Annotated in this window: 26 protein-coding genes; 11 read left to right on the forward strand and 15 right to left on the reverse strand. The window is 72.7% G+C overall.

The features are described 5' to 3' along the window. Positions 1 to 803 (reverse strand): DUF222 domain-containing protein (locus tag ACFQS1_RS10640; RefSeq protein WP_378966397.1); only part of this gene is annotated, 803 nt, incomplete at its 3' end. 585 nt (positions 804 to 1,388) lie between these two features. Between ACFQS1_RS10640 and ACFQS1_RS10645 the strand changes: the two genes are divergently transcribed. Both ACFQS1_RS10645 and ACFQS1_RS10650 read left to right on the forward strand, forming a co-directional pair. After that, positions 1,389 to 3,515 carry a sensor histidine kinase gene (locus tag ACFQS1_RS10645; protein ID WP_378966400.1) on the forward strand — a complete coding sequence of 709 codons (2,127 nt, stop codon included), beginning with the start codon at positions 1,389 to 1,391 and terminating at the stop codon, positions 3,513 to 3,515. A 46-nt stretch (positions 3,516 to 3,561) separates the two neighbouring features. After that, positions 3,562 to 3,918 carry a response regulator gene (locus ACFQS1_RS10650; RefSeq protein ID WP_378966402.1) on the forward strand — a complete coding sequence of 119 codons (357 nt, stop codon included), beginning with the start codon at positions 3,562 to 3,564 and terminating at the stop codon, positions 3,916 to 3,918. A gap of 32 nt (positions 3,919 to 3,950) precedes the next feature. On the opposite strand, the gene ACFQS1_RS10655 is transcribed toward ACFQS1_RS10650, so the two are convergent. From ACFQS1_RS10655 to ACFQS1_RS10665, 3 genes are read right to left on the reverse strand one after another with little or no spacing between them, the layout of a single operon-like run. Beyond that, on the reverse strand, positions 3,951 to 4,445 hold the full coding sequence (locus tag ACFQS1_RS10655; RefSeq protein ID WP_378966404.1) for a GNAT family N-acetyltransferase: 495 nt from the start codon (positions 4,443 to 4,445) through the stop codon (positions 3,951 to 3,953). Positions 4,446 to 4,490: 45 nt separating this feature from the next. After that, positions 4,491 to 5,036: a peptide deformylase gene (def, locus tag ACFQS1_RS10660; protein WP_378966406.1), complete on the reverse strand. Its 546-nt coding sequence runs from the start codon at positions 5,034 to 5,036 to the stop codon at positions 4,491 to 4,493. A 55-nt stretch (positions 5,037 to 5,091) separates the two neighbouring features. Further along, positions 5,092 to 5,829, reverse strand: a complete 738-nt coding sequence (locus ACFQS1_RS10665) for an NUDIX hydrolase (RefSeq protein WP_378966408.1) — start codon at positions 5,827 to 5,829, stop codon at positions 5,092 to 5,094. Between the two features lie 35 nt (positions 5,830 to 5,864). Between ACFQS1_RS10665 and ACFQS1_RS10670 the strand changes: the two genes are divergently transcribed. Then, positions 5,865 to 6,707, forward strand: a complete 843-nt coding sequence (locus ACFQS1_RS10670; RefSeq protein ID WP_378966411.1) for an NAD(P)-dependent oxidoreductase — start codon at positions 5,865 to 5,867, stop codon at positions 6,705 to 6,707. An 89-nt stretch (positions 6,708 to 6,796) separates the two neighbouring features. On the opposite strand, the gene ACFQS1_RS10675 is transcribed toward ACFQS1_RS10670, so the two are convergent. Beyond that, positions 6,797 to 8,044 carry an MFS transporter gene (locus ACFQS1_RS10675; protein WP_378966413.1) on the reverse strand — a complete coding sequence of 416 codons (1,248 nt, stop codon included), beginning with the start codon at positions 8,042 to 8,044 and terminating at the stop codon, positions 6,797 to 6,799. 207 nt (positions 8,045 to 8,251) lie between these two features. On the opposite strand from ACFQS1_RS10675, the gene ACFQS1_RS10680 reads away from it, so the two are divergent. Both ACFQS1_RS10680 and ACFQS1_RS10685 read left to right on the forward strand, forming a co-directional pair. After that, positions 8,252 to 8,641: a hypothetical protein gene (locus tag ACFQS1_RS10680; protein ID WP_378966415.1), complete on the forward strand. Its 390-nt coding sequence runs from the start codon at positions 8,252 to 8,254 to the stop codon at positions 8,639 to 8,641. Next, positions 8,638 to 8,868, forward strand: coding sequence for a DUF6186 family protein (locus ACFQS1_RS10685; RefSeq protein ID WP_378966417.1), 231 nt, complete (start codon positions 8,638 to 8,640; stop codon positions 8,866 to 8,868). The genes ACFQS1_RS10680 and ACFQS1_RS10685 overlap by 4 nt, the downstream gene beginning before the upstream one ends. 45 nt (positions 8,869 to 8,913) lie before the next feature. Here the strand turns inward: ACFQS1_RS10685 and ACFQS1_RS10690 are convergent, their stop codons facing one another. The 5 genes from ACFQS1_RS10690 to ACFQS1_RS10710 all read right to left on the reverse strand — a co-directional run bounded on the left by ACFQS1_RS10690 (position 8,914) and on the right by ACFQS1_RS10710 (position 12,033). Continuing rightward, complete coding sequence (locus ACFQS1_RS10690) at positions 8,914 to 9,108, reverse strand: hypothetical protein (protein ID WP_378966420.1); 195 nt, start codon at positions 9,106 to 9,108, stop codon at positions 8,914 to 8,916. A gap of 184 nt (positions 9,109 to 9,292) precedes the next feature. After that, on the reverse strand, positions 9,293 to 9,931 hold the full coding sequence (locus tag ACFQS1_RS10695) for an NADPH-dependent F420 reductase (protein ID WP_378966422.1): 639 nt from the start codon (positions 9,929 to 9,931) through the stop codon (positions 9,293 to 9,295). Continuing rightward, complete coding sequence (locus tag ACFQS1_RS10700) at positions 9,928 to 10,407, reverse strand: MarR family winged helix-turn-helix transcriptional regulator (RefSeq protein ID WP_378966424.1); 480 nt, start codon at positions 10,405 to 10,407, stop codon at positions 9,928 to 9,930. The genes ACFQS1_RS10695 and ACFQS1_RS10700 overlap by 4 nt, the downstream gene beginning before the upstream one ends. 84 nt (positions 10,408 to 10,491) lie before the next feature. After that, the gene (locus ACFQS1_RS10705; RefSeq protein ID WP_378966426.1) at positions 10,492 to 11,406 is read right to left on the reverse strand and encodes an FAD-dependent oxidoreductase; all 915 of its coding nucleotides are present in this window, start codon (positions 11,404 to 11,406) and stop codon (positions 10,492 to 10,494) included. A gap of 63 nt (positions 11,407 to 11,469) precedes the next feature. Next, entirely contained in the window at positions 11,470 to 12,033 is a 564-nt protein-coding gene (locus ACFQS1_RS10710) for a dihydrofolate reductase family protein (protein WP_378966429.1), read from the reverse strand. Positions 12,034 to 12,359: 326 nt separating this feature from the next. Here ACFQS1_RS10710 and ACFQS1_RS10715 point away from each other — a divergent pair, with 326 nt between their 5' ends. From ACFQS1_RS10715 to ACFQS1_RS10730, 4 genes are read left to right on the forward strand one after another with little or no spacing between them, the layout of a single operon-like run. Further along, the gene (locus tag ACFQS1_RS10715) at positions 12,360 to 13,553 is read left to right on the forward strand and encodes a CaiB/BaiF CoA transferase family protein (protein ID WP_378966432.1); all 1,194 of its coding nucleotides are present in this window, start codon (positions 12,360 to 12,362) and stop codon (positions 13,551 to 13,553) included. Positions 13,554 to 13,561: 8 nt separating this feature from the next. Then, a complete protein-coding gene (locus ACFQS1_RS10720) occupies positions 13,562 to 15,601 on the forward strand; it encodes a hydantoinase/oxoprolinase family protein (protein ID WP_378966434.1) in 2,040 nt (679 codons plus the stop codon). 3 nt (positions 15,602 to 15,604) lie between these two features. Beyond that, on the forward strand, positions 15,605 to 16,885 hold the full coding sequence (locus ACFQS1_RS10725) for a hydantoinase B/oxoprolinase family protein (protein WP_378966437.1): 1,281 nt from the start codon (positions 15,605 to 15,607) through the stop codon (positions 16,883 to 16,885). Next, the gene (locus tag ACFQS1_RS10730; protein WP_378966439.1) at positions 16,861 to 17,484 is read left to right on the forward strand and encodes a hydantoinase B/oxoprolinase family protein; all 624 of its coding nucleotides are present in this window, start codon (positions 16,861 to 16,863) and stop codon (positions 17,482 to 17,484) included. Before ACFQS1_RS10725 ends, ACFQS1_RS10730 begins: the two co-directional genes overlap by 25 nt. 52 nt (positions 17,485 to 17,536) lie before the next feature. Here the strand turns inward: ACFQS1_RS10730 and ACFQS1_RS10735 are convergent, their stop codons facing one another. Further along, entirely contained in the window at positions 17,537 to 17,803 is a 267-nt protein-coding gene (locus ACFQS1_RS10735; protein ID WP_378966441.1) for a hypothetical protein, read from the reverse strand. 283 nt (positions 17,804 to 18,086) lie between these two features. On the opposite strand from ACFQS1_RS10735, the gene ACFQS1_RS10740 reads away from it, so the two are divergent. Both ACFQS1_RS10740 and ACFQS1_RS10745 read left to right on the forward strand, forming a co-directional pair. Continuing rightward, complete coding sequence (locus ACFQS1_RS10740; protein WP_378966443.1) at positions 18,087 to 18,455, forward strand: DUF2203 domain-containing protein; 369 nt, start codon at positions 18,087 to 18,089, stop codon at positions 18,453 to 18,455. 82 nt (positions 18,456 to 18,537) lie between these two features. Further along, positions 18,538 to 18,720 (forward strand): hypothetical protein, encoded by a 183-nt coding sequence (locus ACFQS1_RS10745; protein WP_378966445.1) that lies wholly within the window; start codon positions 18,538 to 18,540, stop codon positions 18,718 to 18,720. On the opposite strand, the gene ACFQS1_RS10750 is transcribed toward ACFQS1_RS10745, so the two are convergent. The 4 genes from ACFQS1_RS10750 to ACFQS1_RS10765 all read right to left on the reverse strand — a co-directional run bounded on the left by ACFQS1_RS10750 (position 18,717) and on the right by ACFQS1_RS10765 (position 21,968). Further along, entirely contained in the window at positions 18,717 to 19,208 is a 492-nt protein-coding gene (locus tag ACFQS1_RS10750; RefSeq protein WP_378966447.1) for a nucleoside deaminase, read from the reverse strand. The genes ACFQS1_RS10745 and ACFQS1_RS10750 overlap by 4 nt on opposite strands. Positions 19,209 to 19,329: 121 nt before the next feature. Next, positions 19,330 to 20,079 (reverse strand): SDR family NAD(P)-dependent oxidoreductase, encoded by a 750-nt coding sequence (locus tag ACFQS1_RS10755; protein ID WP_378966449.1) that lies wholly within the window; start codon positions 20,077 to 20,079, stop codon positions 19,330 to 19,332. Positions 20,080 to 20,106: 27 nt separating this feature from the next. Beyond that, positions 20,107 to 21,117, reverse strand: coding sequence for a zinc-dependent alcohol dehydrogenase (locus ACFQS1_RS10760; protein ID WP_378966451.1), 1,011 nt, complete (start codon positions 21,115 to 21,117; stop codon positions 20,107 to 20,109). Beyond that, positions 21,117 to 21,968 (reverse strand): fumarylacetoacetate hydrolase family protein, encoded by an 852-nt coding sequence (locus ACFQS1_RS10765; RefSeq protein ID WP_378967031.1) that lies wholly within the window; start codon positions 21,966 to 21,968, stop codon positions 21,117 to 21,119. The genes ACFQS1_RS10760 and ACFQS1_RS10765 overlap by 1 nt, the downstream gene beginning before the upstream one ends. Positions 21,969 to 21,991 lie beyond the last annotated feature (23 nt).

The raw sequence follows: 21,991 nt of genomic DNA on the forward strand, positions 1-21,991 counted from the left end.
GGTGGTTCGCCGCCGTCGTCGGGTAGTTGTCGGGTGCGTAGGGCGAGTCGGCAGATGTCGATGAGGGCGTCGGCGCGGCGTTGGGCGGGGGTGCGGTCGTCGGTGGGGGTGGGGCGGGTGAGGGGGTGCAGGGCGGCGTGGATGGTGGCGGCGTCTTCGGCGCTGAGTACGCCGGTGATGCGGACGAGGCCGTCGAGGGGTAGCGACAGGGTCAGACTGCGTCGGCGATGGGCGCGGGTTTCTTGGCGGGTGAGGGCGGCTTCGTCGGCTTGGTCGGCCAGGTGGGGGGCGATGTGGGTGAGGATGCGGTCGCCGACGCGGCGGAGTTGGTAGGCGGGCAGCCGCCCGGCCATCTCGATCATCGTGTGCTCGGCCTGGTCGATGATCTCGGTGACGGTCTGAGGGGTGAGGCCGGGGTCGGTGATGTCGGCGAGGTCGGTGGGGATGGTGTCGATGGTGGCGGCGATCGCGGTGGCTTGGCGCAGGTCGAGGTGGCCGTGGATCAGGGCTTGTTCGATGGCGGGGTGGTGCAGGGCGGTGGCGGCGTCGGCGAGGTCGCGGGCGGGTTGGGGGTCGAGGAGCAGCAGCGCGCGTAGCCAGTGGCTGGTGGAGCGGTAGCCCTGGGTGGTGGGCACGCCGCGGGTGGTGGCCTGCTGGACGAGGCGGGCTTGCAGGGTGAGGGTGGCTTGGTGCAGGCGGTGGGCGCGGCGCAGGGCCTCGGTGAGTTCGTCGTCGGACAGCGGCCACACCGGGGCGGCGGCGAGTTTCGCCGCGTCCTCGCCCAGTTGCTGCAGGTCCGTCATCACGGGACCCATTCTCGAACACCTGTACGACACTTCTCGGGCGGGCCGAGCCACCCCAAAGATCCACATTCACCATTTGAATACCGACCTCAGGGCGGCGGAATGGAGAGACCACAGGGCGGAGTGGACGCACCGGACTCGGACCCGATGGCGAAGGCTCACGTGCTGAGCGGCAGCCGGGCGGGGCGGGCCGACCATCGGCCCTCCTCCAGGCGTACGCGAATGGGGTGATCGAAGGCCGAGGAAACGCTCGCCGTCGTCATCGTCTCCCGGGCCGGGGCCGGAGGCCACGACCCGCCGTCACGGAGCAGAAGCGCGTAGGTCGTGGGTGACGGCAGCAGGCGGCTGATCGGGGTAGGGCCGCGCTCCCCTGGGAGAGGTGGGCCGGCGGTCGCCGGAGCGATGGTCCAGGCCGAGGGTGGACAGCAGCCGTCCGGCGAAGGAGAGGTCGCCGGGGCAGGGCGCCAGCGCATCGAAGGTCGACCGAGCCGGTCAGGCCGGTGAGGTGACGGTGAGCGGCGAGCGCGATGCGGTGTGATCCTGCCCATCGGGACAGCCCGGAAGCCCCTGTGGCAGCCTCATAGGGTGCGCCGCCTGCCCCTCTACGCCGAGTCCGCGCTCGCGCTCGTCGCGGGGCTGGCGGCATTCGTGCTCACCGCCCTCGTCGCCACGTTCCTGCGCCACCATGTGCCGCAGGTGCCGGCGGTGGTGCTCGGCGTCGCGCTGCTGGCCGGCGTGCTGGCGACGGCTCGGGCGTTCGGGATCCTCTACGCGCTGCCGGTCGGGGTGGCGGCGATCGAGGCGTTCGACTGGTTCTTCCTGCCGCCGCTGCGCGACTTCGACGACTCCGCGATCATCCTGCTCGGCCTGTTCATCGTGATGGCGGTGATCGTCGGCTCGGTGGCGACGGCGGCCACCCGCCGCGCGGTGCAGTCCGAGCGGGCACATGGTGAGCTGCTGGACGAGCAGGTCGCGCTGCGCCGGGTCGCCACCCTGGTGGCCGGCGGCGCCGCGCCGGAGGACGTGTTCGGCGCGATCGCCGACGAGCTGGCCGGGCTGATCGGCGCCGACTCGACGTTCGTCACCCGGCTCAACGAGCCAAGCTCCGCCGGAGCCCGGCTCAACGAGCCAAGCTCCGCCGGAGCCCGGCCCAACGAGCCGAGCCCCGCCGGAGCCCGGCCCAACGAGCCGAGCCCCGCCGGAGCCCGGCCCAACGAGCCGAGCCCCGCCGGAACCGTGTGGCGGTCCGGCGAGGAGGGCGGGCCATCGGAAACGCCCGAGTCGGTGACCGTCGTGGGCTCCTTCGGCGGGCTGACCGCGGACCTGCCGGTCGGGCACCGGATCGTGCTGACCGACGCCATGCTGCTGCACCGGGTGGTGACCACCGGCGAGGCCGGCCAGCTGACCGGGCCGGAGCTGCGGGCCGGGCCGTTCGGCGTTCTGGTCGCCAAGCTCGGCATCCGGGTGGTGTTCGCCGCGCCGATCGTGGCCGGCGGCCGGCTTTGGGGCGTGGTGGTGGCCGGCACGGCCCGCCCGGCCTTCCCCGAGGGCACCGAGGAGCGGGTCGGCGACTTCATCGATCTGGCGGCGCTGGCCATCGCCAATGCGCAGGCCGTGCAACAGCTGCGCGCGCTGGCCGAGGAGCAGGCGTCGCTGCGCCGGCTCGCCGTGCTGATCGCCCAGGACACCGCGCCGGAGCTGGTTTTCTCGGCGGTGACCAAGGAGGTGCTGCGGCAGTTCGGCAGTGGAACCGCCCGGCTGATCCGCTACGAGCTGGACGGCTCGGCGACGCTGCTGGCCAACGAGGGGACGTCCGGGCCGCACGTGCGGGTCGGCCACGTGTGGGAGGGCTACCCGCCCGAGGGCATCACCGCCACGATCCACCGCACCGGGCAGACGGCCCGGGTGCACGACTTCCGGGAGCTGCCGGGCGGCCGGAAGTACGCCGACGAGGGGCTGATCTGGGCCGTGGGCATGCCGATCCACGCGAACGGCCGGCTCTGGGGGATGATCGCGGTCGGCTCGGGCGAGGGGCGGCTGCCGGACGACCTCGAGGCCCGGCTGGCCGAGTTCACCGACCTGGTGGCGGTCGCGGTGGCGAACGCGCAGAGCCGCGCCGAGCTGATCAGTTCCCGGGCCCGCATCGTGGCCGCCGCCGACGAGGCGCGCCGGCAGATCGAGCGGGACCTGCACGACGGCGCCCAGCAGCGGCTGGTCGCGCTGGCCCTGCGGCTGCGCGCGGCGACGGCCGACGACCTGCCGGATCTCTCGGCCGATCTGCTGGTCGTCATCGACGAGCTGCGGGAGCTGTCCCGGGGCATCCACCCGGCCGTGCTGTCCGATTCCGGCCTGCGGCCGGCGCTGCGGGCGCTGGGGCGCCGTTCGCCGCTTCCGGTGGAGATCGACGTACGCCTGGACGGCCGGCTCCCGCAGCCGGTCGAGATCGGCGCCTACTACGTCGTCTCGGAGGTGCTCACCAACGCGGTCAAGCACGCCGCGGCCACGGTCGTCACGGTGCACGCGTCGGTGGCGCGGGACCGGCTGGTGCTGGTGGTCAGCGACGACGGCCGCGGCGGGGCGGACCCGGCGCGCGGTTCCGGCCTGGTCGGGCTCAAGGACCGGATCGAGGCGCTGGGCGGCACGATCGACGTGCGCAGCCCGGCCGGCGGCGGCACGACGATCACCTGCCGCGTGCCGGTTGGTCACAAGTAGCGTTAGCAGGAATGCGTACGCCGGGGACCGCTGCCACTCTGGTGCGGTGACATTGCGCTGCCTGCTCGTGGACGACAACGAGCACTTCCTCGCCGCCGCCCGTGACCTGCTCGAACGGGAGGGGCTGGCGGTCGCCGGCGTCGCCGGCCGGATCGAGCAGGCGCTGGCGCTCGCCGCCGAGTTGCGGCCGGACGTCGCGCTGGTCGACATCAACCTGGGCGAGGAGAGCGGCTTCGACCTGGCCGCGCGCCTCCACCCGATCCCGGTGATCATGATTTCGACCCACGCGGGCGACGACTACGCGGACCTGATCGAGGCCAGCCCGGCGATCGGCTTCGTCTCGAAGATCGCGTTGTCGGCCCGCGCCGTCCAGGATCTGCTCGCGACCGCTCGGCCGCGGTAGCGCGGCATCGATGACAGCTAGATCGATGACAGCTAGGGTGTCAGGGCGCGCTCGTACCAGGTGCCCTTCTCGCCCCCGACGTGGGCCGGGTCGGCCGGGCCGGCCGGCGTGAACCCGGCCTTGATCAGCACCCGCCGGGACGCCAGGTTCCGGTCGGCGACGGCCGCCCGCAGCCGGCGCAGGCCGTGCCGGTCCGCCGACAGCCGGCACAGCTCCCGGACGGTCGCGGTCGCCACGCCCTGGCCGGTGACCTCCTGCGCGACCCGGTATCCGAGTTCCGCGGCGTGGTCCTCGATGTCGACCAGGTTGAACCGGCCGAGCACCGCGCCGTCGTCCGCGACGAGCACGTAGAAGGCGCACACGCCGGCCTCCTGCTCGGCCAGCAGCGCGTCGTACCGCTCGGCGAAGTGCTCGAAGTATTCGTCGCCGCGATCGAAGATCGTGGCCGCGAAGTAGGCGCGGTTCGCCAGCTCGAAGGCCAGAACCGCCGGGGCATGACTGGCATGGAGCGGCACCAACTCGGGCATCGCCCGACGATACGCGAGCCGGACGATGCCTAATGCGGGCTGGGCCTAATGCGGGCTGGTCCGCACGGCCGGGGCGGGCAGCCCCTCGAACCACGACGCCTCCCGTACGGCGTCGAGGATCCGCTGCCGGCCGGCCGCGTCCTGCCGGTCGACGAACAGGATGCCGTCGAGGTGGTCGGTCTCGTGCTGCATGCAGCGCGCCAGGATGCCGTCGCCGACCACCTGCACCGGGTCGCCGTGCTTGGTGTAACCCTTGGCCAGCACGTTCCTCCGGCGGCGGGTGTCCAGGTAGATCCCCGGGATCGACAGGCAGCCCTCGAAGCCGTCCTGGGTCTCCTCGTCCGGGAAGTCCAGCACCGGGTTGACCAGGTGGTCGAGCTTCAGGTCGTTGCCCGGCAGCTCGGGAGCGATCGCGAAGACCCGCAGGCTCACGCCGATCTGCGGAGCGGCCAGGCCGGCGCCGCCGGAGTCCGCCAGGGTCTCGGTCAGGTCCTTGACCAGGCGATGCAGCTCGGCGTCGAAGTCGGTGACCTCGGCGGCCGGCTTGCGCAGCACCGGGTCGCCCACCTTCCGGATGTCCAGCACAGTCATGCCACCAACGTAGACGGGCGCCCCGTCGTCCGGCATGTGACGATGAACCGCGCTCCTACTCCGCGGCCTCGCGCATGGCGTGGCGGAGCATCGCCGGGTACAGCGTGGCGTCGCTGGGTGAGGCGGCCGTGTAGAGGATCGCCGGGCGGCCGATCGCGGGGCTGCGCTTGTGGCCCGTCTCCTTCACGAAGTCCGGCGTGTTCTTCACCTTGCGGGCGAAGTTGCGGGGATCCAGCGGGATGCCCCACACCACCTCGTAGACCTCGCGCAGCTCGCCCATGGTGAACTCCGGGGCGCAGAAGACCGGCGCGAGCATCGTCTGCTCCAGCATGGTGCGGGCCCGCTCGACCGCGTCGGTGGCGATCTCGTAGTGGTCGAAGGCGAGGAAGGTCCGATCCGCCAGCGCCGACTCGACGGGCATCCACCGTGCCCCGACCGCGTCCGACCCGGGCACCGGCGACGGCAGGTGGGGCGCGATGGCCAGGAACGCCACGCTGATGATCCGGCCGCGCGGATCCCGCTCCGGATCGCCGTAGGCGCCGAGCTGGGTCAGGTGCAGCAGGGTGCCGTCGAGGCCCGTCTCCTCGTGCAGTTCGCGGTGGGCGGCGTCGCGCAAACCCTCGCCCTCGCGGATGAAGCCGCCCGGCAGCGCGAGGTGATCCTGGTACGGCTCGTTGCCGCGCCGGATCAGCAGGATCTGCAGGCTCCCGTCGCGGACGGTGAGAATCGCGAGGTCCACGGTGACCTGCACAAAGATGCGGTCCCGTCGCGGGGGCGCCACGTCCTCACTCATCGCCACGACTCTAAACCACACGCTAAATTGCCACCATGACGACGATCGGCCTGGTTGGCGCCGGGCACATGGGTTCCGGGCTGGGCTGGGCACTGCGCGAGGGCGGGCACGACGTCGTCACGTCGCTGGCGGGCCGATCGGCTCGGACGGCGCAACTGGCGCGCCAGGCGCGCCTGCGGATCGCCGACCGCCCGGCCGACGTGCTCGCCGAGGCCGACGTGGTCCTCGTGGTGACGCCGCCGGGCGCCGCCGTCGAGGCCGCCACCGAGATCGCCGCGCTGGCCGCCGGCGTCGGTGCCCGCCCGTTGGTCGCCGACCTGAACGCCACCTCGCCGACCACGGCGGGGCAGGTCGCGCAGGTGCTCGCCGCCGCCGGCCTCGACTTCGTGGACGGCTCGATCTCGGGCCCGCCACCCACCGTGCGGCCCGGCGCCCGGATCTTTCTTTCCGGCCCCCGGGCCGCCGAGGTCGCCGCCCTGCGGTGGACCCACGCCACCCCGGTTCCGGTCGGCGACCGCATCGGCGCCGCCAGCGCGGTGAAGATGTCCACCGCGTCCGTCTACAAGGGACTGATGGGCCTGCTGACCCAGGCGCTCCGCGCCGCGTCGGCGCACGGCGTCCTCGAGCCGGTCGTGGCCGACCTCGGCGACCGTTTCGGGAGCCCGTACGAGGTGGCCATGGCCGCCACCAAGGCGCACCGCTACGTCGCCGAGATGCGGGAGATCGCCGCGTCCCAGGCCGCGGCCGGGCTCACCCCGCTGCTGTTCGAGGCGTTCGCCGCCGTCTGGGCCGACGTCGCGGAGCAGCCTCTCGCCGCCGGCCGGCCGGAAACCGTCGCGCGGGACATCACTGTCCGCCAGGTGACCGACGGGCTGTGAACCGGAAGCGGGGGCCCGGAGCAGGGCCGGAAGCAGGGCCGGGAGCCAGGCCCTGAGCGGGGCGGCCCACGCCCGAAAGCGATCAGCCATCAGGCGGCCTTGGTGCAGGGCTCGTGGCGGTGCGGGGCGGGTAAGGCGGTGGGTGGCGCCGCGGGCGTGTGCCATTGGACCCGCCAGCCGGGGCGGATCACCGCGACGAGGTACGCGACGCTGCACGCCCACAGCGAGGTGGTGAGGCCGGTGGCGGCGAGGATGGCGGCGCCGGCCAGGCCGCCGAACGGGATGCCGGACCAGGCGCATGCGGTGATCAGGGTCTGCACGCGGCCGAGCAGCTCGGGCGGGATGCGCTCGTAGGTGAGCGTGCTGATGATCGGGTTGACCAGGCCCGAGCCGAGGCCGGCGACGGCGAAGACGATCAGGACCGCGTCCGGGGGCAGGCCCGCCGCCAGGGCGACGATGCGGGTGACGCCGCTGGTGACGAAGCCGACCAGGTAGGTGAGGCGGCGCGGGAGCCGGTGGCCGATCCAGGCGGCCAGCAGCGCGGTGCCGATCGATGCGGTGGCGAAGCCGCTGATCGCCAGGCCGACCAGGGCCGCGCCGTGGCCGGTGCTGCGGGCCCAGACCGGCAGCAGAACGGTGAGGAACGCCTGGTCGGCGAAGTTCGTGATGACGATCATCGTGACGATCGCGCGCAGCGAGGTGTCGTCGCGCAGGAAGGCGGCGCCGTGCCGCAGGCGGGCCACGTACGCGTCGCCGGTCGACGGCGGATAGGTGGTGGCCTCGGTCATCGCGGGCAGCACGATGGCCGCCACGAGCAGGGTCGCGATCGCCGACCACAGGGCGGCGTGCACGCCGTACCCGGCGATCAGGAGCCCGGCCAGGGCCGGCCCGGCCGCGGTGGCGGTGCGCTCGGCGGCGGTCGCCAGGCCGGCGCCGCGCTCGAGCGGCTGCCCGGCGGTGGTGGTGGCGCTGGGCAGCAGCATGCCCTTGGCCGCGGTGGCCGGGCCGTCGGCGGCGCCGATCAGCGCGGCCACCGCCATGAGCAGCCACAACGGCCGGTCGCCGGGCAGCGTGAGGATCACGATCGCGGCGGCGGAGGTCAGGTCGCCGGCGGTGCTGACCCGGCGCGGGCTGACCCGGTCGAGGATCGGGCCGGTCAGGGCCTGGATCACGACGAACGGCAGGACCTGGCAGAACGCGACCAGCCCGGTCTGCGCGGGGCTGCCGGTCGCGGTCAGCACCAGCCAGGGCAGAGCAACCAGCAGGATCCGGTTGGCGGTGACCGCGCCGGTCTGCGCGACCAGCAACCCGGCCAGAGGCCGCCACGACGCCAGCATCCCGGTGTTCTCCCCTCGCCGGTGGGTGGGCCGTTGAAAGGTCTACGTGTTTCCGATGCCGGCGGGGCAGAGCAATTGGACAAGTCAATGCCGGGGGGTGGTTTTTTGCGGATCCGGTGCTGCCGGAGTTCCGGCCGTCGTGGATCCACACTTCCCGCCGACACCTCGAAGCGCCGAACGTAGAGCGACGGCGGTGACAATGCGAGGGTGGATCCCGAAGGCCGGACCGCCCACCACGGTGGCCGACGCGCCGCGGTCATCGCCGCCGTCGTCGCCTATGCGCTGGTGGCAGCGCTGTGCCAGCCCCTGACCGGTCCCGCCCTCATCGCTGTCCTCGTCGTGGGGGCGCCGCTGTTCTCCGTCGGCGTGTGGCGCCGGCCGAGCCGCGTCCAGCCGGCCGGTCGCCGCTCCGCCGCGGTGTGGCTCGGCGTGGGCGCGCTGGCCGGGGCATTCGAACTCGGCGTCTGGCTCGGGCCCGACGACACCGCGCACCCCACCCTGAGCACGCTCGCTGACCCTCTGCTGAGCACCTACCCGGGACGGGTGATCGGCTATCTGATCTGGATCGGCGCGGGTCTGTGGTTGGTGAGCCGATGACACCACGCGCCGCCATCATCGCCGGCTTCGCCGCGATCCTGGTCCTGGCAGTCGCAACCGACCTGCTCGCCCGGCGACCGGGAGTCCGGCGACCGGGAGCCCGGCGGTCAGGAGCACGCGTACGGCCGCTGCCCGTCACCTTGACCGCGGCGCTGAGCTCGCGCGCCGGGCGCGTCATCATCTTCGCCGCCTGGCTGTGGCTGGGCTGGCACCTCCTGGCCAGGTAGCCGGCGGATCACCATTCCTTGGTGGGGCGGAGGCGGCCCTGGGTCTCAGAGCGTGCGCAGCGCCTCCACGGGGGACATCCGGGCGGCCCGGAGTGCCGGGTACCAGCCGGCCAGGGCGCCGACCACCAGGGCGGCCGCCAGCCCGGACAGCGGCGCCTGAGGCGGGATGGTGACCGGGTCGCCGTGCTGGCCACGGCGGTGGGCTGGGTCGCGGCCGGCCGGGTGCTGCGACCGGTGCACCGGATCACCGAGGCGGCCCGCAACGCCTCCGGCGGATTCGGTCTCGGGCCGGCGATCGTCGCGTCGATCGCCGGCGCCCACGGCGGCACCGCGACCGCGGGCGCCCGGCCCGGCGGCGGCCTGACCGTGACGGTCAGCCTGCCCGCCACCGGAGCGGTACCCCGCGTGATTCGCCGGACGGACCCTAATCCTCGGGTTGCAGGTCCAATGCGGCCAGGAACTCGGCCCGGGTCAGCAGCGCGCCGAAGACCGGGTGGCCCGGCTCGAAACCCCGGCCGGCGCTCAGCGCGGAGAACGGCACCGGGTCGAAGCCGAACGAGTCCACCAGCGCCGCAACGGTGTCGACCGCGGCCGGGTCGTCGCCGGCCACGCCCAGCGCCAGCCGGCCGGGGGCGCCGGCGGGCAGCCGGCGCTCGTCCATGTCGTGGTAGCCGATGTGGTTGAGCGTCTTGACCACGGTGGCGCCGGCGAGCCGCTCGGCGACCACCTCGCTGCTGCCGCGGCCGCTGTGCTCGAACGGCTCGAGCACGCCGTCGTTGGGCGGCCAGTAGTTCATGATGTCGATGACCAGCTTGCCGTCGAAGAGGGCCGGATCCAGCCCGGGGAAGGCGTGCATCGGGATCGCGAGGACGACGATGCCGGCGTCCCGGACGGCGTCGGCCGCCCAGCGGGCCTCGGCGCCCGGGGCGAGCACGGTGGCGATCAGCGCGATCCGCTTGGGGTCGCCGGAGGCCGAGATGGAGACCTGGTGGCCGGCCTCGACCGCCATCCGGGCCACGATCGGGCCGGTGTGTCCCGAGCCCAGCACGGCGATGCGGCTCATCGGGTCGCCTCCAGGTGCCGGTCGAGGGTCTGCAGGATGTCGTCGAGGGCCTCGAACTGGGCGGGGCTGAGCGCGTCGCCGAAGTGCTGCTTGATGGCGCGGGCGTGCGGGGCGGTGGCGGCCCGGAAGGTGCGGGCGCCGTCCTCGCTCAGCACGACCTCGGCGCCGCGGCTGTCGGTGACGCACTCGGCCCGCTCGATCAGGCCGCGCTTCTCCATCCGGCCCAGGTGGTGCGAGAGGCGGCTGCGCTCCCAGTCGATGGTGGCGGCCAGCTCGGAGGAGCGCAGCCGGCGGCCGGGGGCCTCGGAGAGCGCGAGCAGCACCGAGTAGTCGCCGGGGGAGAGGCCGGAGTCGGCGGCGAGCTGGGCCGCGAGGCGGCGGTGCAGCTCGGCGGTGGTGTCGATCAGCGCGCGCCAGACGACCAGCTCACGGGACGTCATCCGGCGGCGCCCGGCGGCCGCGAGAGTGTCGTTCATGCGTCACCCCAAGTGATTGACGCGTCAATAGTGCGTCACCACGATTGACACGTCCACCATCTCGGGTGTGACGTCGGAGACCGCTCAGCTCAGCGCCAGGCGGGCCACCTCGTCGGCGCAGCCCCACGAGAGCGTCATCCCGGCGCCGCCGTGGCCGTACGCGTGCACGATGTTGCCCTCCCGCTCCACACGGGCGCCGCCGTCGCGCGCCGGCCGCAGCCCGATCCGGTCGCCGAGGATCTCCGCGCCCCGCAGCCGGGGCACCAGCGCTGTCGCCCGCTCGACGATCCCCGCCGCCTCGGCCGGATCCGGCCCGGTGTCCGTGCGGTCGTCGTCGAAGGACCCGCCCAGCACCACGTCCCGGCTGCGCGGATGCACGTAGGTGGCGCCGGCCGGGTGGTCCTCGTCGCGCACCGATTCGTCCAGCCCCGGGTTCGCCGCGAGCACCACGTGCCCGCGTACCGGATGGACCCGCGCGTCGCCGCACAGCCGCGCCGCCGCCAGGCCGGTCGCATTGACCACGATCGGCGCCCGCGCCGTCGCCTCGCCGAGGTGCGCCACCCGCCGCCGTTCGACGGTCCTGATTTTCCCGCGCAGCCACCCCAGATAGACCGGCATCTCGGCCAGCGGGGCATCAAAGATCAAGGCATTCGCGTACGGGTCCGGAGCACCCCGCAGGTCGACGTGCCCGGCGGCCGGTGCCCACCACGGCAGCTCGGCGGCCGGACGGCGCAGCAGCATCCGTGTCCGGCGCAGCAGCATGCCCGGAACGCCGTCGTCGATCTGCCGCCGGAACTCCGCGTACGTGTCGGCGGCCCACCGCAGCACCCGCGGGTCCGCGGCGGTGCGGGTCGGGTACCAGACCGCCGCCGCCATGCTGGACACCGTCGCCGCCGGCTCGTCGGCCGCCCATACCGTCACGTCGGCCCCGCGCTCCTGAAGCCGGACGGCCGCGGTCAGCCCGATCACCCCGCCGCCGAGCACGATCACGTCAGTCATGTCCCGATCGTGCGCGGTGCCGTGCCCGCGAGTCCAACCGGCCGGCCCCGGGCCGCCCGATGCCTAGCTCGCGCGGTGGTAGCTGGTGACCACGACCTGGCCGTCGAGCAGGCGGGACTCGGTGGCCCGGAGGTTGAGCCGCTCCTTCGGCTCGCCGAACAGCTTGCGCCCGCCGCCGAGGACGACCGGGTGCACGGCGATGTGGTACTCGTCGACGAGCCCGTGCGCGGTCAGCGCGGCGGCGATGCTCGCGCCCCCGGTGAGCAGCAGATCCTTGCCCGGCTCGGCCTTGAGCGCGGTCACCTCGGCCGCGAGGTCGGTGCCGATGACCCGGGTGGTCCACTCGTCGCCGGGGTAGTCGTGCGAGAACACGATCTTGGGGGTGGCCCGCCAGAACGGCGCGAAGGCCAGGATGTGCGGGTCCTGGCTGATCGACTCGGCGTTCGGCCAGAAGCCGACCATCATCTCCCACACCGGGCGGCCGAACAGCAGCGTGTCGACCCGCTCGTCGAGGCTCTCGGAATAGGCGGACAGCTCCGGCCCCATCACCGGCCAGTCGAACTCGCCGTTGGGCCCGTCGACGAACCCGTCGATCGAGGTGTGCACCCAGTAAATGATCTTGCGCATGGAACCGCTCCTCCGCGTCGTGGGCCTGGCTTCGTGACGGTAGACCCCGGCCGGACGCGAAACTCATCGCCGCGTCGGCCCGCAACGTAGCGCCGGCGTACGACAAAAGCCGATGCATGCAATCCCCGGAAGCATCTTGCTTCGGGGAGGGCCGCGGGCCAGGATTGCATGCAATCGATGACGAGGGGGTCCGGTGCGACCAGCGGCGGAGCAGGCGGCGCACGTCGAGATGGTGGCGGCGGCGCGGGCCGGCGACAGCGACTGGCCGAGGCGATCATGCGCGCCCACCTCTACGACGCCCGCGCCACGATGATCGGGGAACGGTCGTGACCTTGCCCCTCGACGACCTGCGCGTGGTGGAGTTCGGCCAGCTCCTGGCCGGGCCGTTCTGCGGTCAGCTGCTCGGCGACTTCGGCGCCGAGGTGATCAAGGTGGAGGATCCGGGCCGCGGCGACCCGATGCGCGAGTGGGGCCGGGAGAAGCCGCACGGCAAGTCGCTGTGGTGGCCGGTCGTCGCGCGCAACAAGAAGTCGGTGACGTGCGACCTGCGTAAGCCCGAGGGCCAGGCGCTGATCCGCCGGCTGATCGACACCGCCGACATCGTGGTGGAGAACTTCCGGCCGGGCACGCTCGAGCGCTGGGGGATGGCTCCCGAGGCGCTGTGGGAGACCAACCCCGGCCTGATCGTCACCCGGGTCACGGGCTACGGGCAGAGCGGGCCTTACGCCGGCCGGGCCGGTTTCGGTTCGATCGGGGAGGCGATGGGCGGCATCCGGTACGTCATGGGCGATCCCGGCCGGCCGCCGGTGCGCGCGGGGATCTCGCTCGGCGATTCGCTCGCCGCGACGTACGCGTGCCTCGGCACCCTCGTCGCCGTGCACCACCGAGAGCGGACCGGCCGCGGCCAGGTCGTCGACTCGGCGATCTATGAGGCCGTGCTGGCGATGATGGAGTCGCTGCTGCCGGAGTGGGCGGTCGCCGGCTATCAGCGGGAGCGGACCGGCGTCGTGCTGCCGAACGTGTCACCGAGCAACGTGTATCCGACCGCGGACGGCGATCTGATCCTGATCGCCGCCAATCAGGACAGCGTGTTCGGGCGTCTGGCCGCCGTGATGGGCCGCCCCGAGCTCGCCACCGATCCCCGCTATGCCACCCACTCGGCCCGCGGCGCGGCGATGGCCGAGCTCGACGTCCTGATCGCCGAGTGGACCGTCACCGGGCGGGCGGACGACCTGCTGGCGCGGCTGCACGACGGGGGCGTGCCGGCCGGGCGGATCTTCCGGGCCAAGGACATGTTCGACGACCCGCACTTCGCCGCCCGCGAGGCGATCGTCACCGTGCCGCATCCCGACTTCGGCGCGATCCCCATGCAGAACGCGACGCCGAAACTGTCACACACCCCTGGCAAGGTGCGCAGCGTGGGCCCGGCCCTGGGCGATCACAACGACGAGATCTACGGCGGCCTGATCGGCCTCGACGAAACGGAGCGCGCGCGCCTGCGCCAAAACAAGATCATTTAAGGAGAGACATGTCCTATCGACTCGGCGTGGATGTGGGCGGCACGTTTACCGACGTGCTGCTGGTCGACGAGGAAACCGGTTCGACGTGGCGGGCCAAGACCGCCTCGACGCCGAGCGATCAATCGGTGGGCGTGCTGCACGGCATCGACAAGGTGTGCGCGGAGGCCGGCGTCGACCGGTCCGCGGTCGCCCACGTGCTGCACGGCACCACGGTCGCCACCAACGCGATCCTCGAGGGCAAGGGCGCCACCGTCGGCCTGGTCACCACCCAGGGCTTCCGGCAGGTGCTGCAGATCGCCCGCTCGTTCGTCCCGGGCGGGCTGGCCGGCTGGATCATCTGGCCCAAGCCCGAGCCCCTCGCGGCCCTGGACAACACGGTCGAGGTCCACGAGCGGATCGGCAGCGACGGCACCGTGATCGCCGCCCTCGACGAGGAGGCGGCCCGCGCGCAACTGCGCAAGCTCCGCGACAACGGCGTGGAGGCCCTGGCCATCTCGCTGATCAACGCGTTCGCCAACGACGTGCACGAGCGGCGCCTCCGCGAGCTGGCCCGCGAGGAGCTGCCCGGCGTGGAGATCAGTTTGTCCAGCGTCGTCCTTCCCGAGATGCGCGAATACGAGCGCGCCCTGACGACGGTCGCCAACGGCTATGTCCAGCCCCAGGTCGCGCGCTACGCCGGCAATCTGCGGACCAAGCTGGCGAGCGAGGGCGTCCGGGCCGAGCTGTCCATCCTGCGCAGCGACGGCGGGCTGTCGGCGGCCGAGGCGGCCATCGCGGCGCCGGTGACCATGCTGCTGTCCGGGCCGGCCGGCGGTGTGACCGGCGCGGTCTGGGTGGCCGAGCAGTCCGGCCACACCGAGCTGCTGACCTTCGACATGGGCGGCACCTCCACCGACGTGGCGCTGGTGCAGGGCGCGCAAGCGCGCATCGGGCGCGAGACCAAGGTGGGTGACCTCACGGTCCGTGCGTCGGCCGTGGACGTACGGACGGTGGGCGCGGGCGGCGGTTCGATAGCCCACGTTCCGCCGCTCACCAGGGCGCTGCGGGTCGGGCCACAGTCCGCCGGCGCCGAGCCGGGCCCCGCCGCGTACGGGAAAGGCGGCGACCAGCCCACGGTGACCGACGCCAACGTCGTGCTCGGCTATCTGCCGACGGCCCTGGCCGGCGGCGAGATCACCCTCGACCGGGAAGCGGCCCGCGCGGCGGTCCAGACGATCGCCGACGCGATGGGCCTGGCCGGCGTGGAGCAGGCGGCGGCCGGCATCATCGACATCGTCAACGAGAACATGCTGGGCGGCCTGCGGCTGGTCAGCGTGCAGCAGGGGTTCGACCCGCGCGAGTTCGCGCTGGTGGCGTTCGGCGGCGCCGGGCCGCTGCACGCCAACGCGCTCGGGCGGCTCACCGGGGCCTGGCCGGTGATCGTCCCGCCGTCGCCGGGTGTGTTGTGCGCCCTGGGCGACGCCACCACCTCGGCGCGCGACGAGTCGGCGCGGACCGTCCTGCGCAAGCTCGGCGACCTGTCGGCCGACGAGTTCGCGGCGATCTTCCGCGACCTGTCCGAGTCGGCTCGCGCCCGGCTCGCCGCGCAGGGCGTGGCGGCCGAACAGATCACCTATTCCGCCGACATCCGATTCGTCGGGCAGGGCAACGAGCTGCCCGTGACGTTCGACCTGAGCGAGGGCCCGGGCGGCCTGGCCGCGCGCTTCGACGCCGAGCACGAGCGGCTCTTCTCGTTCACCCTGCCGGTCGATCATGAGCTGGTGAACGCCCGCGCCACCGTGACCGGCGCCAAGCCGACCGTCACGCCCCTCCACCTGGAGAAGGGCGACGGCGATCCGGTCCGCGCCGGCACGACGCCGATCTACGTCGACGGCGGCTTCGTGGACGCCGCGCTCTACGACCGCCTCAAACTCCGGGCCGGTGACGTCATCCACGGGCCGGCCATCGTCACCGAGATGGACTCCACGACGCTCGTGCTTCCCGGCCACACCGCCACCACCGACCCCTCCGGCAGCCTGCTGATCCGCCCGACCGAAGTGGAGGCCTGAGCCATGGCCCGCATCGTGGAGCCCAACACCACCCCGGTCGAGCGGGTCGACGTCGACCCGGTCACCCTCGACCTGGTCGAGAACGGCCTGCGCAACGCCCGCTACGAGATGGACGAGGTCCTTTTCCGTACGGCGCTCTCGCCCGGCATCCGCGAGCAGCACGACGAGTTCCCGCTGATCGCCGACCCGAGCGGCAAGATGGTGGTCGGCCAGTTCGGGCTCTCCATCCCGGACTTCCTGGCCGGCTTCGCCGGGGACATCGGCGAGGGCGACGTGCTGCTCACCTCCGACCCGTACGCGTGCGGCGCCGCCATCAGCCACGCCAACGACTGGCTGGTCGTCATGCCGGTCTTCTTCGACGGCCGGGTCGTCGGCTGGGCGTCGATGTTCGGCCACATGTCCGACGTCGGCGGCAAGACCCCCTCGTCGATGCCGACCGACGCCAAGACGATCTACGAGGAGGGCGTGGTCATCCCGCCCTTCAAGCTGTACGCCGCGGGCGAGCTCAACGAGGACGCGCTGCGCATCATCCTCAACCAGGTACGCGTGCCGGACTGGAACCGCGCCGACCTCAACGGGCTGGTGGCCGCCTGCCGCACCGCCGCCCGCCGGGTCACCGAGATGTGCGCCCGGTTCGGCGTCGACACGTACCTGTCGGCGCTGGACGCCCTGCTGCAGCGCAATTACGACGCGATGAAGACGCTGCTGCACGTCGTCTTCGAGGAGGGCCGGACCCTCTCGTTCACCGACTACATCTGCGACGACGGGGTGGGCTACGGCCCGTACGAGCTGAAGTTGTCCTTGACCCGCACCGGCGACAAGGTGCACCTGGACTTCAGCGGTTCCTCCCCGCAGGCGATCGGGCCGGTGAACTATTACCTCAACGAGAACCTCGCCCGGATGTTCTTCGGCATTTACATGATCACCGTGGCCGATCCGCAGATCCTCTGGAACGACGGCTTCTATCCGCTGGTCGACGTCACCATTCCGGACGGCTCGTACTGGAAACCGAAGCATCCGGCCGCGCTGAACGCCCGCAACCACGGCATCGGCCGCGTCTTCGACCTCTTCGGCGGCCTGCTCGGGCAGACCAACCCCGCCCTGCTCAACGCGGCCGGGTTCTCGTCGTCGCCGCACTTCATGTATTCCGGGAACTATTCCGGCGGCGACCGCAAGGGCGAATGGTTCCAGCTGTATTCGATCGGCTTCGGCGGCATTCCGGGCCGGCCGCTGGGCGACGGGCCGGACGGGCATTCGCTGTGGCCGAGCTTCGTGAACACGTGAACATCCCGTGCGAGTTCCTCGAGTCGTACTATCCGCTGCGCATCGAGAAATGGGAGACCGTCGCCGACACCGGCGGCGCGGGGCTGCATCGCGGCGGCAACGGCGTGGACGTGGCCTACCACTTCCTCGAGCCGGGAACGATCGCGATTCACGATGACCGCTGGCTGACGTACCCGTGGGGCGTCAACGGCGGCGAGCCCGGCGCCCGCGGACGCAAGTGGATCGACCGCGCCTCCGGCGAGCGCGAGATGCTGCCCAGCAAGTGCCACGACGTGCCGGTCCACCCCGGCGACGTGCTGCACTTCGTCACGTGGGGCGGCGGCGGGTGGGGTGATCCGCTGGCGCGGGACGCGGCGCTGGTGGCCAAGGAGGTGCGGCGCGGCCTGGTCACGCCGGCCGGCGCTCGGCGCTACGGCGTGGTCGTGGACGACGACGGCGGCCTCGACGAGGCGACGACCGAGGCCCTGCGCGCCGAGCTGCGCTCGGGCCGGCCCGGCGAGTTGCCCGTCTTCGACATGGGCCCGTCCCTGGAGGTCATCCTCGAGCGCTGCGAGGAGGAGACGGGGCTGCCGGCGCCGACGCGCCCGGTCTGGGCCTGAGCGGCCGGGATGGCCCGGGAGCTCGCCGGGTCATCCCTACGGCAGGCCGGTGTCAGCGGCCGGCGCGCCACCGGTAGGTGCGCACGGTCAGCGCGACGACGGTGCCCAGCACGGCCGCGCAGGTCAGCACCACGCCGCGCCATCCCCAGGCGACCATCGCCACCGAGAGGAGGGCCCAGGCCAGGCCGCCGACGATCAGCAATGTCACGAGAACCGGGCGCGCGAACGGGGGCATGCCCGTGCGCGCCAAGGACGGATAGTCGGTGGTCAGGCGTTCGACAATGTCCTCGAACTCCTGCCGGGTGTCCCTGCTGGCCATCCGGCGCCTCCCGATCGTGTTAAGGACCGTTCAGGACAGGAGACTACGTCGTGAAGTTGTGAATTCTATCCCACTGAACGGATGAGCTGCGCCCTCCGTAAAGCCGAACCTGTCCGGAACGCTCGTTAAATACGAAAGCTCCGGATAACTCGCGCCTTGCCCCTCCCGGGGATCCGCCGGCCCTGATCTCCCGGTGGTGTCGACGCCGCGTGCGGGGCGCTGGTCAGGCCGTGGCCGGCACCCCCTGCCCATCGCCTCGACCGGCCGGGGCAAGATCGGGGTCATGGGGTTGTTCACGGTGGGCGAGGCGCGCGTGGAGCTGGCCCGGCTGCGGCCGGTCCTCGACGAGCTGATCACGATCCGCGCCGACCTGGTGGAGCTGTCGGCCGCGCTGACGCCGGGCGGCGAGCCGACCGCGCTGGGCGGTCTGCCCGAGCGCAAGGCCGCCGAGGCGCGGCTGAACGAGCTGATGACCGAGGTCCAGCAGACCGGCGCCGAGCTCAAGGGGGTCGCGCCGCTGCTCGTCGACTTCCCGGCCGACCTCGACGGCGTACCCGTGCTGTTGTGCTGGCTCGAGGGCGAGCCCGGCCTCACCTGGTACCACCGCGCCGACCTCGGGTTCGCCGGCCGCCGGCCGTTGCCGGAGTCGTAGTCTGCCTCGGCCGTTGCCTTCTCTCGGCCCCGGCTTGATTTGTAGCCTCCTCTCGGCCCCGCCGCTTTCGTAGAATCACGGCATGGCCGAGCAGCCGCTCACCGAGGCGGAGTCCGCGTTCCTGCGACACGTGGAGTTCGGCGAGTTGCCGCCCCGGGTCCGGCCCGACGAGTATGTCGAGCTCGTCGAGTCCGACAGCCGGGCGGGCCGCCCCGACGCGGCGGTCAGCGAATCGCAGAAGGACGCGCTCTACCCCGGTGGCTAACCCCAGAAGCCCTCGTGCACCGTGGTCGCACTGATCAGGCCGACCGGGCCGTCGACCACGATCGAGCGACCGCCGTGGGCGAAGACCTCGCGGCTGGGCAGCCGCAGCGGCGGCACGCCCTCTTCCTGTTCGACCATGCCGGCCAGGCCCTCCTCGGAGAGGGCGAACACCACCCGGCCGATGCCCGACCAGTAGATCGCGCCGGCGCACATCGCGCAGGGCTCGGTGCTCGTGTACAGCGCGCTGCCGGACAGGATCGAGCGGTCGAGCTTGCCGGCCACCCGGACCAGGTTGGTCTCGGCGTGCCCGGTCGGGTCGGTCCCGGTGACCACGCTGTTGCGCGCCTCCAGCACGCTCCCGCCGCCGGTCACCAGCAGCGCGCCGAACGGGTGGTCGCCGCGCTCCCGCGCCTCCCAGGCCAGCGACACGGCCCGCTCGAGCCAATGCCGGTCGACCTCCGAGACCCGTCCGGACGTCACCAGAGTCATCGCAGTCCCCCTCCGCGTCGATCACTCTACGGTGGAGCGGCGCATGCGCGCAGTCATCCGGCCGGTCAGGGAACCGGCGACAACCCGCGCGCTCCGAAGTGGACGACGGGGATCGCGGCCGTCATTTCCGCGGACGGAGGCGCAGGCCCTGCATCCCCCCGTCGACGCCCAGCGACGTGCCGGTCGTGGCCGACGCGAGCGGGCCGGCCAGGTAGGCGATCGCCGCCGCCACCTCGGCCGCCGTCACCAGGCGGCCGGCGGGCTGGCGCGCCTCCAGGGCGGCCCGCTCGGCCGCCGGGTCGGCGGCCCGGGCCAGCAGGCGGTCGATCCACGGGGTGTCGGCGGTGCCCGGGCTGACGCAGTTGACCCGGATGCCCTCGGGCAGGTGGTCGGCGGCCATGGCCAGGGTCAGCGAGAGCACGGCGCCCTTGGTGGCCGAATACAGCGCCCGCTGGGGGAGGCCGGCGGTGGCGGCCACGGAGGAGACGTTGACGATCGCGGCATGCGAGGAGCGGCGCAGGTAGGGCAGGGCCGCCCGGCTGGTGCGGACCATGCCCTGCACGTTCACGTCGAAGACGCGAGCCCACTCGGCGTCGTCGTTGTCCTCGACCGTGCCCTGGGCGCCGATGCCGGCGTTGTTGACGACGATGTCGATGCCGCCCAGCGCGGAAGCGGCGTCATCGACCGCCGACCGGATCGACGAGTCGTCGGTGACGTCCGCCTTGAAGCCGAGCAGCGGCGCCTCGACCGAAGGGTCGAGGTCGAGGCACGCCACCCGCGCGCCACGGCCGGCCAGCAGCGTGGCGGTGGCGAGGCCGATCCCGGAGGCGCCCCCGGTGACGATCGCGGTCAGGCCGGCGAATTCGGACATGGGCTCAGCCCTTCGAGGAGTGTGGCTTCACAGCCGCGGGTCGACATGGATCTTGGGCCCCGCGCCCGGCGGGCGATGATGGCCGGCGAGCACCCCGGCCATCTCGTCGAGGCTCACGGTGCCGGCCACGAGCGGCCGCGGGTCGACCGAGCCGCCGGCGTACGCGTCAATGGCCCCCGCAAGCCCGGCCGAAGCACCCAGAATGCCCACCGCGGTCACGTCCTTGAGGACCAGCGCGCGGGTGTCGACCAGGCTCGGGGGCACCGACAACCCGATGTAGACGAGTCGGCGGCCGGGCTCGATCAGGTCGAGCGCGAGCGCCGGCATCTCGTGCCCGGTCGAGGCGTCGACGATTCCGTCCCACGTCAGCCGTGGCAGCGTGTCGCGGGTCCACGCGTCGGCGAAGCCCATCGACCGCGGCAACTCCAGGTCGCGCGGGTTCTTGCCGATCAGGTGCACCTCGGTGCCGCGGGCCCGGGCGAACAGGGCGACCAGCAGGCCGATCGTCCCGGTGCCGAGCACCAGCAGCCGCTCGCCGGGGGTCAGGCCGGCGGCCTCGACGCAGCGCAGGGCGTTGCCGCCGGGCTCGACCATCGCGCCGAGCGTGGCGTCCACCGCGCCGGGCAGCGGGTGCAGGTAGGTGGCGGGCACCGCGACCTGCTCGGCGAGCGCTCCGGGCAGCCCGTCGGTGATGCCCAGCTCGTGTCGCGAGGTGCAGACCCAGTGCCGCCCCGACGTGCAGCGCCGGCAGCGCCCGCACCCGATCATGGTGTCGCCGGTGACCCGCCGGCCGATCCAGCACTGGTCCACCCCGTCGCCGACCGCGGAGACGACCCCGCACCACTCGTGGCCGGGCCGCAGCGGATAGGTCGATTCGCCGGTGCCGAAGTAGCTCATCTCGCCGCTGAACAGCTCCATGTCGGTGCCGCACACCCCGACCCGCTCGACGTCCACGACCGCCTGCCCGGGCGCGGCCACGGGCGCGGCGACCGCGAGCACCTCGGCCTTGCCCGGTCCGGTGAAGACGAGCGCCCGCATCAGCGCGGCCCGACGACCTGCTGCCGGCCGCTGCCGAGCCGATCGATGCCGAGCTCGACGACGTCGCCGGCCCGCAGCCACACCGGTGGCTTGAAGCCCATGCCCACGCCGGGCGGGGTGCCGGTGTTGATCAGGTCGCCCGGCTCCAGCACCATGAACTGGCTCAGGTGGTGCACGATGAAGTACGGATCGAAGATCATCGTCTTGGTGTTGCCGGTCTGCCGCCGCACGCCGTTGACGTCGAGCCACATGTTCAGATCGAGCACGTCGGGGATCTCGTCCGGCGTGGCCAGCCACGGCCCGGCCGGGTTGAAGGTCTCGGCGCTCTTGCCCTTGCTCCACTGGCCGCCGCGCTCCATCTGGAAGGCCCGCTCGCTCACATCGTTGACCAGCACGTAACCGGCGATGGCCGCGGCGGCGTCGGCGACATCGTCGAGGTACGACGTGCGGCTGCCGATCACGATGCCGAGCTCGACCTCCCAGTCGGTCTTCGCCGCGCCGCGCGGGATGCGGATCTCGTCGTTCGGCCCGATCAGCGTGTTCGGCGACTTCGTGAACAGGATCGGCTCGGCGGGGACGGCCTGGCCGGTCTCGGCGGCGTGGTCGCGGTAGTTCAGGCCGATGCAGAGGATCTGGTGCGGCCGCGCGATGGGCGAGCCGATCCGCTGCGAGCCGAACGGCTCGGTCTCGCCGGCGGCGATCCGCTGCGCGACCGGCTCGGCCAGTCGCCGCAGGCCGTCCCCGCCGAAGAACGCCTCGTCGAAGTCGCGGACGAGGTCGGACACGTCCACGTAGCGGGTGTCGTCGACCCGGACTACGGGCTTTTCGGCGCCGGGGGCGCCGACACGCATGAGTTGCACGAGGTCTCCGATGT

This window comes from Paractinoplanes rhizophilus (genome assembly GCF_042664765.1).
Lineage (GTDB): Bacteria > Actinomycetota > Actinomycetes > Mycobacteriales > Micromonosporaceae > Actinoplanes > Actinoplanes rhizophilus.